Raw genomic sequence first — 13,166 nt, forward strand, 5'->3', positions numbered from 1 at the left:
GGTTCGAACCACCTGCCGCAGGGGAGCTGTACCGACATGCATGACGACCGCAGCCTCGTCGAAGCCCGCCTGCGACGCGTCCTCGACGAACGCGTCCGCCCCGCCGTCTACCCCGAGTCCGTGCCGCTCCAGGTGGCCGTCTGGCACGCCCCCGGCGAGCCCGTCCCGGTCGCCGAGGGGCTGGCGGCGCCGCCGGAGCCGATCGAGGTGGGCGCCCGCTGGGGCGTGCCCTGGGGGACGAGCTGGTTCCGGGTCACCGGCACCGTGCCCGAGGAGTGGGCCGGGCGGACCGTCGAGGCCGTCCTCGACCTCGGCTTCGACGAGAACATGCCCGGCTTCCAGTGCGAGGGCCTCGTGTACCGGCCCGACGGCACCCCCGTGAAGGGGCTCAACCCGCGCAACCAGTGGGTGAGGATCGGCGCGCCCGTGGCGGGCGGGGAAGAGGTGCGGCTGCATGTCGAGGCCGCCTCCAACCCCGTCGTCCTCGGCGGGCGGGGCTTCCGTCCGACGCCGCTGGGGGAGAGGGAGACCGCGGGCCACGAACCGCAGTACACGCTCGCCCGCATGGACCTCGCCGTCCTCGACGAGACCGTGTGGCACCTGGTCCTCGACCTGGAGGTGCTCGGTGAGCTGATGGCGGAGCTGCCGGGGGAGTCGCCCCGCCGCTACGACATCCTGCGCGCCGTCGACGCCGCGCTCGACGCCCTCGACCTCCAGGACGTGGGCGGCACCGCCGACGCCGCCCGCGCCCGGCTCACCGGCGTGCTCTCCGCCCCCGCCGTGCCCTCCGCGCACCGGATCAGCGCGGTCGGGCACGCGCACATCGACTCGGCGTGGCTGTGGCCGCTGCGTGAGACGGTCCGCAAGGTGGCCCGCACCACCGCCAACATGACCGCCCTCCTCGACGACGAGCCGGACTTCGTCTTCGCCATGTCGCAGGCGCAGCAGTGGGCGTGGGTGAAGGAGCACCGGCCCGAGGTGTGGGCGCGGGTGAAGAAGGCGGTGGCCGACGGGCGGTTCGTGCCCGCCGGGGGCATGTGGGTGGAGTCGGACACCAACATGCCCGGCTCGGAGGCGATGGCCCGGCAGTTCACGCACGGCAAGCGGTTCTTCCTCGACGAGTTCGGCGTCGAGAACGACGAGGCGTGGCTGCCCGACACCTTCGGCTTCGCCGCCGGGCTCCCGCAGATCATCCGGGCGGCGGGCACCAGGTACCTGCTGACGCAGAAGATCTCCTGGTCGCGCACGAACAGGTTCCCGCACCACACGTTCCTCTGGGAGGGCATCGACGGCTCCCGGGTCCTCACCCACTTCCCGCCCGTCGACACCTACAACTGCACCATGCACGGCGCCCAGCTCGCGCACGCCGTCCGCAACTTCCAGGACAAGGGCGTCGCCCGGCACTCCCTCGTGCCCACCGGCTTCGGCGACGGCGGGGGCGGCACCACCCGCGAGATGGTCGCCAAGGCGGCCCGGCTGCGCGACCTGGAGGGCTCGCCCACGGTGGTGTGGGAGACACCGTCCGCCTTCTTCGCCAAGGCCGCGGCCGAGTACCGGAATCCGCCCGTCTGGGTCGGTGAGCTGTACCTCGAACTGCACCGGGCCACCCTCACCAGCCAGGCGAAGACCAAGCAGGGCAACCGGCGCAGCGAGCACCTGCTGCGGGAGGCCGAGCTGTGGGCGGCGACGGCCGCCGTGCGCACCGGGTTCCCGTACCCGTACGAGGAGTTGGACCGGATCTGGAAGACGGTGCTGCTGCACCAGTTCCACGACATCCTGCCCGGCTCGTCCATCGCCTGGGTGCACCGCGAGGCCCGCGCCACCTACGCGCGGATCGCCGGGGAGCTGGAGGGGATCATCGACGCCGCGCAGGGCGCCCTCGCCGGGACCGGAACCGTCCCGCTCACCTTCAACGCGGCGCCGCACACCCGTGACGGCGTACCGGCGGGCGCCGCGGCCACCCCCACCACCGAGGGCCGGACCACGCTCGCCGACCGGCCCGGCGGCGGACACGTCCTGCACAACGGCCATCTGCGCGTCGAGATCGACGGGCGCGGCCTCGTCGTCTCCGCGTACGACGTGGAGGCCGACCGGGAGGCCGTCGCGCCCGGCGCCGCCGCCAACCTGCTCCAGCTGCACACCGACTTCCCCAACATGTGGGACGCCTGGGACGTCGACGAGTTCTACCGCAACACCGTCACCGACCTGACCGACGCCGAGTCGGTCACGGCCGGTGAGGACGGCGTCTCCGTGCGCGTCGTCCGGTCCTTCGGCGCCTCCCGCGTCACCCAGGTGCTGTCGCTGCCGCCGGGGGAACGGCAGCTGGTGGTCGACACGGAGGTGGACTGGCACGAGACGGAGAAGTTCCTGAAGCTGGCGTTCCCGCTCGACGTGCACGCCGAGCGGTACGCCTCCGAGACGCAGTTCGGGCACGTCCACCGGCCCACCCACACCAACACCAGCTGGGAGGCGGCCAGGTTCGAGGCGTGCAACCACCGCTTCGTGCGGGTGGCGGAGCCGGGCTGGGGTGTCGCCGTCGTCAACGACTCGACGTACGGCCACGACGTCACCCGCACGGTCCGTGAGGACGGTGGTACGACCACCACGGTCCGCGCCTCGCTGCTGCGCGCCCCGCGCTTCCCCGATCCCGAGACCGACCAGGGCGTCCACCGCTTCCGGCACGCCCTGGTGCCGGGCGCCAGCATCGGGGACGCGGTGCGTGAGGGGTGGCGCGTCAACCTGCCGCAGCGGCGGCGGGAGGGCGCCGGGCCGGTCGCGCCGCTGGTGTCGGTGGACCGGGACGCGGTGGTGGTCACGGCCGTGAAGCTCGCCGACGACGGCAGCGGTGACGTGGTGGTGCGGTGCCACGAGGCCCACGGCGGGCGGGCGCGGGCCACGCTGACCGCCGGGTTCGCGGTGGCGGGGGCGGTGCTGACCGACCTGCTTGAGCGTCCGTTGGAGGGCGGGGGCGTGGAGCGGGACGGCGAGCGGATCACCGTACGGCTGCGGCCGTTCCAGTTGGTGACGCTGCGGCTGGCGCGGGCCTGAGACCCGTACCGGTTCAGTCGTCGGTGAGGTGGGACCGCAGCCAGGTCTCCACCTCGCCGACGTGCGCCGCCGCCGCCGCTCGGGCGGCCTCCGGGTCGCGGGCGGTCAGGGCGCGGTGGATCGCGGCGTGTTCGCGGCGGGTGCGGTCGAAGGCGCCCGCCTCCTGGTAGCCGCGCCAGACCCGGGCGCGGAAGGTGCGGGAGGACAGGCCGTCCAGGATCGCGGCCAGGGTCCCGTTGCCCGCGGCCACCGCGATCGCCCGGTGGAAGGCCAGGTCGTGGGCGAGGATCAGCTCGGGGTCGTCGGTGGCGTCCATCGCCGTCAGGTGCCGCTCCACCTCCGCCAGTTGGTCGGGGGTGATCCGGGCGGCGGCGAGCGCGGTCGCCGTGGACTCCAGGACGCGCCGGATCTCCAGCAGCTCCACCAGCCGCGGCCCGCGCGACAGGTCGGCGACCACCCCGAAGGTCTCCAGCAGGTCCCCGGCCTCCAGCCGGGTGACGTAGATGCCGGAGCCGTGCCGGGCCTGGAGGACGCCGAGGACGGTGAGGGCGCGGATGGCCTCCCGCGTCGAGCTGCGGGAGATGCCGAGTCGGGCCGCCAGCTCGCGTTCGGTGGGCAGCCGCTGGCCCGGCTCCAGTCGGCCCTCGGCGATCATCGCCTTGATCTCCTCGATGGCGCGCTGGGTGACCGTGCCGCGCCCCGGGCCGCTCGTCTCCGTCTTGTCCACGTCGTTGCTTCTCCTGGCGTCGGTGCGGGGCAGTCTAGCGAGGCAAGTGGTCCGACCAATGCGCAGGTTCTGACCGCTGTGGGGTGTTCTCGGGGGGAAGTGGTCTGATAAGTAAGGAGGGTCGCTGTCCCCGACGCCTCGGACCGAAAGGCCCTCCGTGCCACCGACCTCCGCCCGTATCACCACCGTCGACACCTACGACGTCCGCTTCCCCACCTCCCTCGAACTCGACGGCTCCGACGCGATGAACCCCGACCCCGACTACTCGGCGGCCTACGTCGTGCTGCGCACCGACGCGGGCGACGGGCACGAGGGGCACGGGTTCACCTTCACCATCGGGCGGGGCAACGAGGTGCAGACCGCCGCGGTCGAGGCGCTCCGCCCGCACCTGCTCGGCCGGTCCGTCGCCGCGCTCTGCGACGACCCGGGCAGCCTGTACCGCGACCTGACCGGCGACAGCCAACTGCGCTGGCTAGGACCGGAGAAGGGCGTGATGCACATGGCCGTGGGCGCGGTCGTCAACGCCGCCTGGGACCTGGCCGCCAAGCGGGCCCGCAAGCCGTTGTGGCGGCTCCTCGCCGACGCCGACCCCGAGTGGATCGTCAGCCAGACCGACTTCCGCTACCTCACCGACGCGCTCACCCCCGACGAGGCCCTCGCCCTCCTGCGCCGGGCCCGCGCGGGCGTCGAGCAGCGCCGCGAGACGCTCACCGCGCGCGGCTACCCCGCCTACACCACCTCGCCGGGCTGGCTCGGCTACGACGACGCCAAGCTCACCCTGCTCGCCACCCGCGCGGTCGCCGACGGCTTCCGGCAGATCAAGCTCAAGGTGGGCGCCGACCTCGCCGACGACGTCCGCCGCTGCCGGGTGGCCCGCGCCGCGGTCGGCCCGGACATCCGTATCGCCGTCGACGCCAACCAGCGCTGGGACGTGGCCGAGGCGGTCCGTTGGACCCGGGCGCTCGCGGCGTTCGACCCGTACTGGATCGAGGAGCCCACCAGCCCCGACGACGTCCTCGGCCACGCCGCGATCCGCCGCGCCGTCGCCCCGGTCAGGGTCGCCACCGGGGAACACGCCCAGAACCGGATCGTGTTCAAGCAGCTGCTCCAGGCCGGAGCCGTCGACGTCGTCCAACTCGACGCCGCCCGCGTCGGCGGCGTCAACGAGAACCTCGCCGTCCTGCTGCTCGCCGCCAAGTTCGGCGTGCCGGTCTGCCCGCACGCGGGCGGCGTCGGCCTGTGCGAACTCGTCCAGCACCTGGCGATGTTCGACTACCTGGCGGTCTCCGGCACCACCGAGGACCGGGTCGTCGAGTACGTCGACCATCTGCATGACCACTTCCTCGACCCGGTGGTGATCCGGGACGGGCACTACACGGCACCCACCGCGCCGGGCTTCTCGGCCGCCATGCGGCCGGAGTCGCTCGCGCGGTACACCTATCCGGACGGCGCCTACTGGGCCACCGCGGCGGGGAGGACGACGGCATGAGCGACTTCACGGGCCTGACGGCCCTGGTCACCGGCGGCGCCTCCGGCATCGGCCGGGCCACCGCCGAACTCCTCGCGGCACGCGGCGCCCGGGTCGCCGTACTCGACCTGGACCCGTCAGCGGTCGGCCCGCCGCTGCTCGGCTACCGCGCCGACGTCACCGACGACCACGACGTCCGTACGGCGCTGGCGGCGGCCGTCGCCGACCTCGGCGGCCTCGACGTGCTGGTGAACAACGCCGGGACCGGCGCCCGGGGGACCGTCGAGGACAACGACGACGCCGAGTGGCACCGCGTCCTCGACGTCAACGTGGTCGGCATGGTCCGGGTGGCGCGGGCCGCGCTGCCGCACCTGCGGCGCTCCGCGCACGCCGCGATCGTGAACACCTGCTCCGTCGCGGCCACCGCGGGGCTGCCGCAGCGCGCGCTCTACAGTGCGACCAAGGGGGCCGTGCTCTCCCTGACCCTGGCGATGGCCGCCGACCACGTCCGCGAGGGGATCCGTGTGAACTGCGTCAACCCGGGCACCGTGGACACCCCGTGGGTCGGCCGTCTGCTGGACGCGGCCGACGACCCGGCCGCCGAACGCGCCGCGCTGGAGGCCCGCCAGCCCACGGGACGGCTGGTGTCGGCGGCGGAGGTCGCGGGCGCCGTCGCCTACCTCGCCAGCCCGCTGTCCGGCGCCACCACCGGCACCGCCCTCGCCGTGGACGGCGGGATGCAGGGCCTGCGTACGCGGCCGGTGACCCGGTGAACGCGCTCGCGGGCAGGGGCGTCGAGGTGACCGCCCTCGGGCTCGGCACGGGCGGCATGGGCAACCTCTACACGGTGGTGAGCGACGAGGAGGCCCACCAGGCCGTCACCGCCGCCTGGCGGCAGGGCGTCCGGTACTTCGACACCGCGCCGCACTACGGCCTCGGCCTCGCCGAACGCCGCCTCGGCGCGGCCCTGCGCGACCACCCGCGCGGCGAGTTCACCCTCTCCACCAAGGTCGGCCGCCGCCTCGAACCCACCGGTGACGCGGCCCCGGGCGACGACCTCGCAGGCGGCTTCGCCGTCCCCGCCACCCACCGCCGCGTCTGGGACTTCACCGCCGACGGCATCCGCCGCACCCTCGACGCCAGCCTCGAACGGCTCGGCGTCGACCACGTCGACATCGTCTACCTGCACGACCCCGACGACCACGCCGAAGTGGCCTTCCGCGAGGGCTACCCGGCGCTGGAGCGGCTGCGCGCGGAGGGCGTCGTCGGCGCGATCGGCGCGGGCATGAACCAGACGCCGATGCTGACCCGCTTCGTGCGCGACACCGACGTCGACGTGGTGCTGTGCGCCGGGCGCTACACCCTCCTCGACCAGTCCGCCCTCACCGACCTGCTGCCCACGGCAGTGGACCGCGGTACGGCGGTCGTCATCGGCGGCGCCTTCAACTCCGGGCTGCTGGCCGACCCCCGGCCGGGCGCCCGCTACGACTACGCCGCCGCGCCGCCCGAGCTGCTGGACCGCGCCCTGCGCCTGAGGTCCGTCGCCGCCCGGCACGGCACCACCCTGCGCGCCGCCGCCCTCGCCTTCTGCGCCGCCCACCCGGCCGTGGTGAGCGTGCTGGCGGGGGCCCGCTCGGCCGCCGAGGCCGACGACTGCGCCGAGCAGTTCCGCGCCCCGGTGCCCGCGGCCTTCTGGCGGGAGCTGAGGGAGAGCGGCCTGCTCCCGCCGGACGCCCCCGTGCCCGCCACGGAGACGCCGTCATGACCGGCGTGGACGCCCACCACCACGTCTGGGACCTCTCCGTCCGGGACCAGCCCTGGCTGAACGCGCCCGGACTCGCCCCGCTGCGGCGGAACTTCACCGCGGCCGACCTCGAACGACCCGCCCGCGCCGCAGGAGTCTCCCGCACCGTCCTCGTCCAGACGGTCACCGTGCCCGAGGAGACCCCCGAACTCCTCGCCCTGGCCGCCGACCACGACCTGGTCGCCGGTGTCGTCGGCTGGACCGACCTCACCCGCCCCGACGCCGCCGACGAGATCGCCCGGCTCCGGGAACTCCCCGGCGGGCGGTACCTGAAGGGCATCCGGCACCAGGTGCAGGACGAGCCCGACCCGGACTGGCTGCTGCGCGCCGACGTACGCCGGGGCCTGACCGCCGTGACCGCCGCCGGACTCGCCTACGACCTCGTCGTACGGCCCCACCAACTCCCCGCCTGCGCCCGCGCCGCCGCCGAGCACCCCTCCCTCACCTTCGTCCTCGACCACCTCGGCAAGCCGCCCGTCGCCGACGGCCACCTCGAACCCTGGGCCACCGCCCTGCGCGCCCTCGCCGCCCTCCCCCACACCGTCGCCAAACTCTCCGGCCTCCTCACCGAGGCCGCCCCGCACTCCCGGAACGCCGCCGCGCTCCGCCCGTACGCCGACACGGCCCTGGACGCCTTCGGCCCCGACCGCCTGATGTTCGGCTCCGACTGGCCGGTGTGCACCCTCGCCGCGCCCTACGGCGACGTCGTCGAGCTGACGGGCGACCTGCTCACCGGCCTGGGCAGGAGCGAGCGAGCGGCGGTCCTCGGCGGCACGGCCAGCCGGGTGTACGGGCTCTCACGGGCGGAGTAGCCCCCTGTGTCAGACTCCCTGGCATATTCGGTGATGAGGCAGGGGTGGGCCATGCGTGGGGTGGGAGCGACCGTCGCGGTGCTGGCGGTGGCCGTGGCGTTGACCGGCTGCGGTGGTGGTGGCGGTGACGGGGCGGCGGAGAAGCCCACCGCGAGCGCGCGTGCGGCCGAGGCCACGGGCACGGACGTGGACACGGCTGCGGTGACCAGCCGGGAGGTGCGCCGTGACATCCGCGCGGCGGCCCAGGCGGCGGGGGAGGGGCGGTTGCGGTTCGTCGAGGTGCCCGGCCGCCTTCGGGACAAGGTCAACCTCTGCGACGCGTACGCCTTCCTCCAGACGGAGAGCGAGCCGGAACGCGTCAGGACCGAACGGGTCCGCGCTGTCCTGGAGGGCCGTGGCTGGCTGGTGGACGGCGACCTCCCGGTCGAGGAGGACGGCGCCTACGGCTGGACCATGAGCAAGGGCCAGTGGACGATGTTCCTGGCCGCGGGCGAGGTCCCCGAGGGCGCGGGGATCGCGCTCAGCGCGTCTGCCTCCCGCTGCGAGCTGTGGGAGCCGTCGCCCAGGACCACCGGGATCGCACCACCGGAGCCGCCCACCCCGCCCGCGCTGCGCTGAGTCCGTCACATCAGCCGCGTCGGTGGCAGGTACTCCCGTACGAAGCTCCGCTCCCAGCACGCGCCCGTCTCGCGGAGTTCGGGCCAGGTGGTGAAGCGGTAGTGGAACAGGCGGGCGCGGACGAAGCGTGGGGGGTCGTCGGGTGGGAACGGGGAGCGGCGCAGGAGCTTCAGGGTGGGGCGGTCGTTCTCCAGCAGCCGTTCCACCAGCGCCGCGAACCACGCCCCGGCGTAGCCCGGTGACAGCGCGGCGAACCACATCAGCCAGTCCAGGCGCAGGTGGTAGGGCGCGAACTGGCGCGGCCAGTGCCGTGGGTCGCCGGGCTTGCCCCTGAACTCGTACTCCCGCCAGTCGGAGTCCTCGCGCGGGGCGGCGTCCGAGGTGCCCTCGATCACCACCTCGTAGCGGACCCGGCTGACGCTGCCGAACGCGCCGTAGGTGTTCACCAGGTGCAGCGGGTCGAAGGAGCGGTTCATCACCTGGCTCCGGGAGACCATGTTCCGTACCGGCTGGTAGCTCAGGAACAGCAGCAGCGCGGCCACGGCGAGGACCACCACGACGTACCAGAGGGGCGCGTCCGGTGTGGTCGGCGGGTCCGTCGGGAAGCGGATCGCCGACAGGGCCAGCACGATGGTGATCCAGTTCAGCCAGGAGAAGTTGCCGGACAGCACCAGCCACAGCTGGGTGACGGCCATCAGCGCGGCGGCGGCCGTGGAGACCGGATGCGGGACGAACAGCAGCACCGGGACGACCAGCTGGGTGACGTGGTTGACCGCCACCTCGGCGCGGTGCACCGGCTTCGGCAGCCGGTGGAAGAACCAGCTCAGCGGGCCCGGCATCGGCTGGGTCTCGTGGTGGTGGTCCAGGCAGGTCAGCTTCCGCCAGCACTCGTCCCCGCGCATCTTGATCAGCCCGGCCCCGAACTCCACCCGGAACAGGACCCAGCGCAGCAGGAACAGCACCACCACCGGCGGCGCCACCTCGTCGTTGCCGAGGAACACCGCGAGGAAGCCGACCTCCAGCAGCAGCGACTCCCAGCCGAAGGAGTACCAGGTCTGGCCGACGTTGACGATCGACAGGTACAGCAGCCACGGCACCAGCCACAGCAGCATCCCGCCCCACAGCGGCAGCAGCCCGTCGAGCCCCGCCAGCAGCGCCGCCGACACCGCGCAGCCCGCCCAGGCCCACAGCGCGTAGAACCGGTCGGAGTAGTGCAGGTGGAAGACGCTCGGCGACCGCCGGAACGGCACCCGTGCCACGAACCGGGGGACCGGCAGCATCCCGCGCTCCCCGAGCAGCGCCCGGAACTGCAGGGCCGCCGTCAGGAAGGCGACGAGGTAGACCGCGGCGAGCGCCCGCTGGAAGACCAGTCGGCTCAGCCAGTAGTCGGAAGCGGTGAACCAGTCCACGGCCGTGCGCTCTCCTCCGTAGCGGGACCGCGTTCCTCGGTTGCGGTACCCGTGCGAGTGAAGCAGACAATAGTGACGAATCAGGACGATATCGAGCGGAAGAGAGCGGTGCGTACCTCCACCGGAATCCTGGCCACCGCCTGTCTGCTCTGGGTGGCGCTCCTCGTCACCGGCTGCGCCGACGGCGGCGGCAGCGGGACGGGCCCGGCCCTTCTCCTGCACCCCGCCGCGGCCCCGGGGCCGGACCCCTTCACCCGCTCCACGGCCACCACTCCGGCTACCCCGGCCGCGCCGCCCCGAACGCCGGGCGCACCACCGGCCCGGACCGGCCCGCGCACCCTCTCCGGCGGCACCCCCGGCCTCTACGGCGGCACCCGGCGGACCCTCAGCTGCGACGTCGAGCGGCAGACCGACCTGCTCACCCGGGACCCGGCCCGCGCGGGCGCCTTCGCCCAGGCCACCGGGGTGGCCCGGGAGGAACTGTCGGCCTATCTGCACTCCCTCACCCCGGTCGTCCTGCGCGCCGACACCCGGGTCACCGACCACGGGTACCGCGCGGGCCGCGCCCGGGTCCGGCAGGCCGTCCTCCAGGCGGGCACCGCCGTCCTGGTCGACGAACGGGGGCTGCCCCGGCTGCGCTGCGCCTGCGGCAACCCGTTGGCCCCGCCGCTCGCGTTGCCGCACGGCGCGGTCACCGGGGGCAGACCCTGGCCGGGATACCGGGCCGCCGGAATCGTGGTGGTGACCCGGGCGCCCCGGGTGATGGCCGGCCTCACCCTCCTCGACCTCACCCACGGCACCTGGCTCGAACGGCGGATCGGGCACGCGGTCCTGCACGACCGGGGGCTGCCGCCACCGCCGCGCACGGAAGCGCCGGTGACACCGGAGGCGCCGGTGGCCGAGAGTCCGGTCGAGGCCGAGAGTCCGGCCGAGGGGGAGACGCCGGGGACGCCGAGCGGGTCAGCGGAGCCCTCCGGCACCCCCGCGCCCACCCCCACCCCCACCCCCGTCCCCACCCCCGTCCCCGAGACCGTCCCCGACACCCCCGACCTCCCCGACGGCGGCGGACTGATCCCGGACGCCACCGACGAACCCGGTGAACCGGAGGAACCCGACGACCCCTCCCCGCCCGTCGAATGAGACGACGACAAGTCGAAGAATCGGTCGAACACTGGCAAGGTGGGCGCATGGCTGATCGGGGAGCGAGCGCCCTTTCCCTCCCGGACGACTGGCCCGCCCACCCGGACCCGATCCTGGCGCTCAACCGCATGGGCAGCTTCGACTGGGACCTGGACACCGGACTGATGGCCATGGACGCCCAGGCCCACGAGATCTTCGACCTGCGCCCCGACGAATACGACGACGACCCGGACACCCTCGGCAAACGGGTGCCGCCCTTGGAGGCCAGACGGCTCGACACCTACGTCTCCCGGGCGCTGAAGGAGGGCAGCGAGAACTACGGTGCCTACTTCCGTGTCCGCCGCCGCGACGGCACCCTGCGCTGGGCCCACACCCAGGGCTACATCCGGCGCGACGAGAACGGCCACCCGCGCCGGATCATCGGCATCGTCCGGGACGCCACCCAGGAGCTGAGCGACACCGCGGCCCGCCGGGACCAGGCCGCCCGCGACGACGCCCGGCGCCAGCAGACCAACGTCGTGGAGCTGACCACGGCCGCCCTCGCGCACGCCCGTACCGTCCAGGACGTCATCGACGTGCTCAAGGACACCCGCGGCCTGAGCCACCTCGGCGCCACCAGCCTGGTGATGGGCCGGGTCGAGGCGCACCGCATCCGGCTGATCGCCGAGGGCCCGGCGGGCAGCTTCGTGCCCGGCACCCTGGTCACCGGCATCGACGAGCAGTACCCGATGAGCGAGGTCGTCCGCACCCTGCGCCCCCGCTTCATCGAGTCCCCGGAGGACTTCGCCGAGAGCTACCCGCTGCTGTGGCCGCACATCACCGACCTGCACATCACCTCGGCCGCCTATCTGCCGCTGATCGTGCAGACCCGGCCGATCGGCGCCATGGGCCTGCTCTACAGCGACCGCCGCGGCTTCACGCCCGAGGAGCGCAACATCCTCATCGCGCTCGGCAGCAGCATCGCGCAGAGCCTCCAGCGGGCGATGTTCTACGAGCAGGAGAAGGACCTCGCCGAGGGACTCCAGCAGGCGATGCTGCCGCGCACCATCCCCAGCGTGCGTGGCGCCGACGTGGCCGTGCGCTACCGCTCCGCGGAGATCGGCGGCTCCCTCGGCCGGGACATCGGCGGTGACTGGTACGACCTGATCCCGCTGCCGGGGGGCCGGGTCGGCGCCGTCATCGGCGACGTCCAGGGCCATGACACGCACGCCGCCGCCGTCATGGGCCAGCTGCGGATCGTGCTGCGCGCGTACGCCGCCGAGGGGCACACCCCGGCCACCGTGATGGCCCGCGCCTCGGTCTTCCTGCACGAACTGGACACCGACCGCTTCGCCACCTGCCTGTACGCGGAGGCCGACCTGGGCACCGGGGTGGTGCAGGTGGTGCGCGCCGGGCACATCGACCCGCTGGTGCGGGCCGTGGACGGCTCCTGCCGCCGGGTGCCCGTCGACGGGGGGCTGCCGCTCGGCCTCTCGGCGGAGTTCGGCAGCCTGGAGTACCCGGTCTCGACCCTGGAACTGGACCCCGGCCACACCCTGCTGCTGTGCACCGACGGCCTGGTGGAGCAGCCCGGCACCGACCTCGACGACGGGATACAGATCCTCACCGGCCTCGTCGCCACCGGCCCCGACGACGTACGCGACCTCGCGGACCGGCTGATCGAGGTGGCCGGGGAGCGCGGCGGCGAGGACGACGTGGCGCTGCTCCTGCTGCGCCGCCGCGGCCTGGACGCGCCGCGGACCGGCGGCCGTCTCCAGCAGCACGTCGCGCCCGGCGACCCGGAGGCGCTCACCCAGGCCCGGCACATGATCCGCGCCGCGGTCCGCTCCTGGGGCGCCGCGGACCGGGCCGACGAGATCGAACTCGTCGCCGACGAACTGGTCACCAACGCGCTGATGCACACCGAGGGCGCCGCCGTCCTGACCCTGCGCGTCCTCACCGGTGGCGACCGGCGGCTGCGCGTCGAGGTCGAGGACACCTCCAGCGCCCTGCCCCGCCGCCGGGAGGCGGGCGAGTCCGGGGTGTCCGGGCGCGGACTGCTCCTCGTCGACCTGCTCGCCGACGTCTGGGGCGTGGAGGCGCGCGGCGGCGGCAAGGCGGTGTGGTGCGAGTTCGTGGTGCCGGTACGGCGCTGAGCGCC

The 13,166-nt window shown here is 74.0% G+C and carries 10 protein-coding genes; 8 read left to right on the forward strand and 2 right to left on the reverse strand.

Annotated elements, in window-relative coordinates:
• The first annotated feature begins 36 nt into the window (after positions 1-36).
• Positions 37-3,048, forward strand: coding sequence for a glycoside hydrolase family 38 C-terminal domain-containing protein (locus ABZ659_RS16155; RefSeq protein WP_360219289.1), 3,012 nt, complete (start codon positions 37-39; stop codon positions 3,046-3,048).
• 13 nt (positions 3,049-3,061) lie between these two features.
• Here the strand turns inward: ABZ659_RS16155 and ABZ659_RS16160 are convergent, their stop codons facing one another.
• Entirely contained in the window at positions 3,062-3,775 is a 714-nt protein-coding gene (locus tag ABZ659_RS16160) for a FadR/GntR family transcriptional regulator (RefSeq protein ID WP_360219292.1), read from the reverse strand.
• 157 nt (positions 3,776-3,932) lie between these two features.
• On the opposite strand from ABZ659_RS16160, the gene ABZ659_RS16165 reads away from it, so the two are divergent.
• From ABZ659_RS16165 to ABZ659_RS16185, 5 genes are read left to right on the forward strand one after another with little or no spacing between them, the layout of a single operon-like run.
• Positions 3,933-5,264: an enolase C-terminal domain-like protein gene (locus tag ABZ659_RS16165; RefSeq protein ID WP_360219294.1), complete on the forward strand. Its 1,332-nt coding sequence runs from the start codon at positions 3,933-3,935 to the stop codon at positions 5,262-5,264.
• A complete protein-coding gene (locus ABZ659_RS16170) occupies positions 5,261-6,016 on the forward strand; it encodes an SDR family oxidoreductase (protein ID WP_360219297.1) in 756 nt (251 codons plus the stop codon). Before ABZ659_RS16165 ends, ABZ659_RS16170 begins: the two co-directional genes overlap by 4 nt.
• Positions 6,013-7,008, forward strand: a complete 996-nt coding sequence (locus tag ABZ659_RS16175) for an aldo/keto reductase (protein ID WP_360219300.1) — start codon at positions 6,013-6,015, stop codon at positions 7,006-7,008. Before ABZ659_RS16170 ends, ABZ659_RS16175 begins: the two co-directional genes overlap by 4 nt.
• Entirely contained in the window at positions 7,005-7,859 is an 855-nt protein-coding gene (locus tag ABZ659_RS16180; RefSeq protein WP_360219303.1) for an amidohydrolase family protein, read from the forward strand. Before ABZ659_RS16175 ends, ABZ659_RS16180 begins: the two co-directional genes overlap by 4 nt.
• Before the next feature lie 51 nt (positions 7,860-7,910).
• Positions 7,911-8,477, forward strand: coding sequence for a hypothetical protein (locus tag ABZ659_RS16185; RefSeq protein WP_360219305.1), 567 nt, complete (start codon positions 7,911-7,913; stop codon positions 8,475-8,477).
• 5 nt (positions 8,478-8,482) lie between these two features.
• Here ABZ659_RS16185 and ABZ659_RS16190 read toward each other — a convergent pair whose 3' ends face one another.
• A complete protein-coding gene (locus tag ABZ659_RS16190; protein ID WP_360219308.1) occupies positions 8,483-9,886 on the reverse strand; it encodes a lipase maturation factor family protein in 1,404 nt (467 codons plus the stop codon).
• Between the two features lie 108 nt (positions 9,887-9,994).
• On the opposite strand from ABZ659_RS16190, the gene ABZ659_RS16195 reads away from it, so the two are divergent.
• Together ABZ659_RS16195 and ABZ659_RS16200 are read left to right on the forward strand one after the other, a co-directional pair.
• Entirely contained in the window at positions 9,995-11,026 is a 1,032-nt protein-coding gene (locus ABZ659_RS16195) for a DUF6777 domain-containing protein (RefSeq protein ID WP_360219311.1), read from the forward strand.
• Between the two features lie 47 nt (positions 11,027-11,073).
• Complete coding sequence (locus ABZ659_RS16200) at positions 11,074-13,161, forward strand: SpoIIE family protein phosphatase (RefSeq protein ID WP_360219314.1); 2,088 nt, start codon at positions 11,074-11,076, stop codon at positions 13,159-13,161.
• Positions 13,162-13,166: the final 5 nt, after the last annotated feature.

The organism is Streptomyces sp. NPDC006997, from assembly GCF_040635175.1.
In the GTDB taxonomy this organism is placed as follows: Bacteria; Actinomycetota; Actinomycetes; order Streptomycetales; family Streptomycetaceae; genus Streptomyces.

What these genes read in the sequence shown, in the direction of transcription:
- ABZ659_RS16170 (WP_360219297.1), top strand. Translation starts at nt 5,261, where the DNA reads ATGAGCGACTTCACGGGCCTGACGGCCCTGGTCACCGGCGGCGCCTCC.
- ABZ659_RS16180 (WP_360219303.1), top strand. Translation starts at nt 7,005, where the DNA reads ATGACCGGCGTGGACGCCCACCACCACGTCTGGGACCTCTCCGTCCGG.
- ABZ659_RS16185 (WP_360219305.1), top strand. Translation starts at nt 7,911, where the DNA reads ATGCGTGGGGTGGGAGCGACCGTCGCGGTGCTGGCGGTGGCCGTGGCG.
- ABZ659_RS16200 (WP_360219314.1), top strand. Translation starts at nt 11,074, where the DNA reads ATGGCTGATCGGGGAGCGAGCGCCCTTTCCCTCCCGGACGACTGGCCC.
- ABZ659_RS16155 (WP_360219289.1), top strand. Translation starts at nt 37, where the DNA reads ATGCATGACGACCGCAGCCTCGTCGAAGCCCGCCTGCGACGCGTCCTC.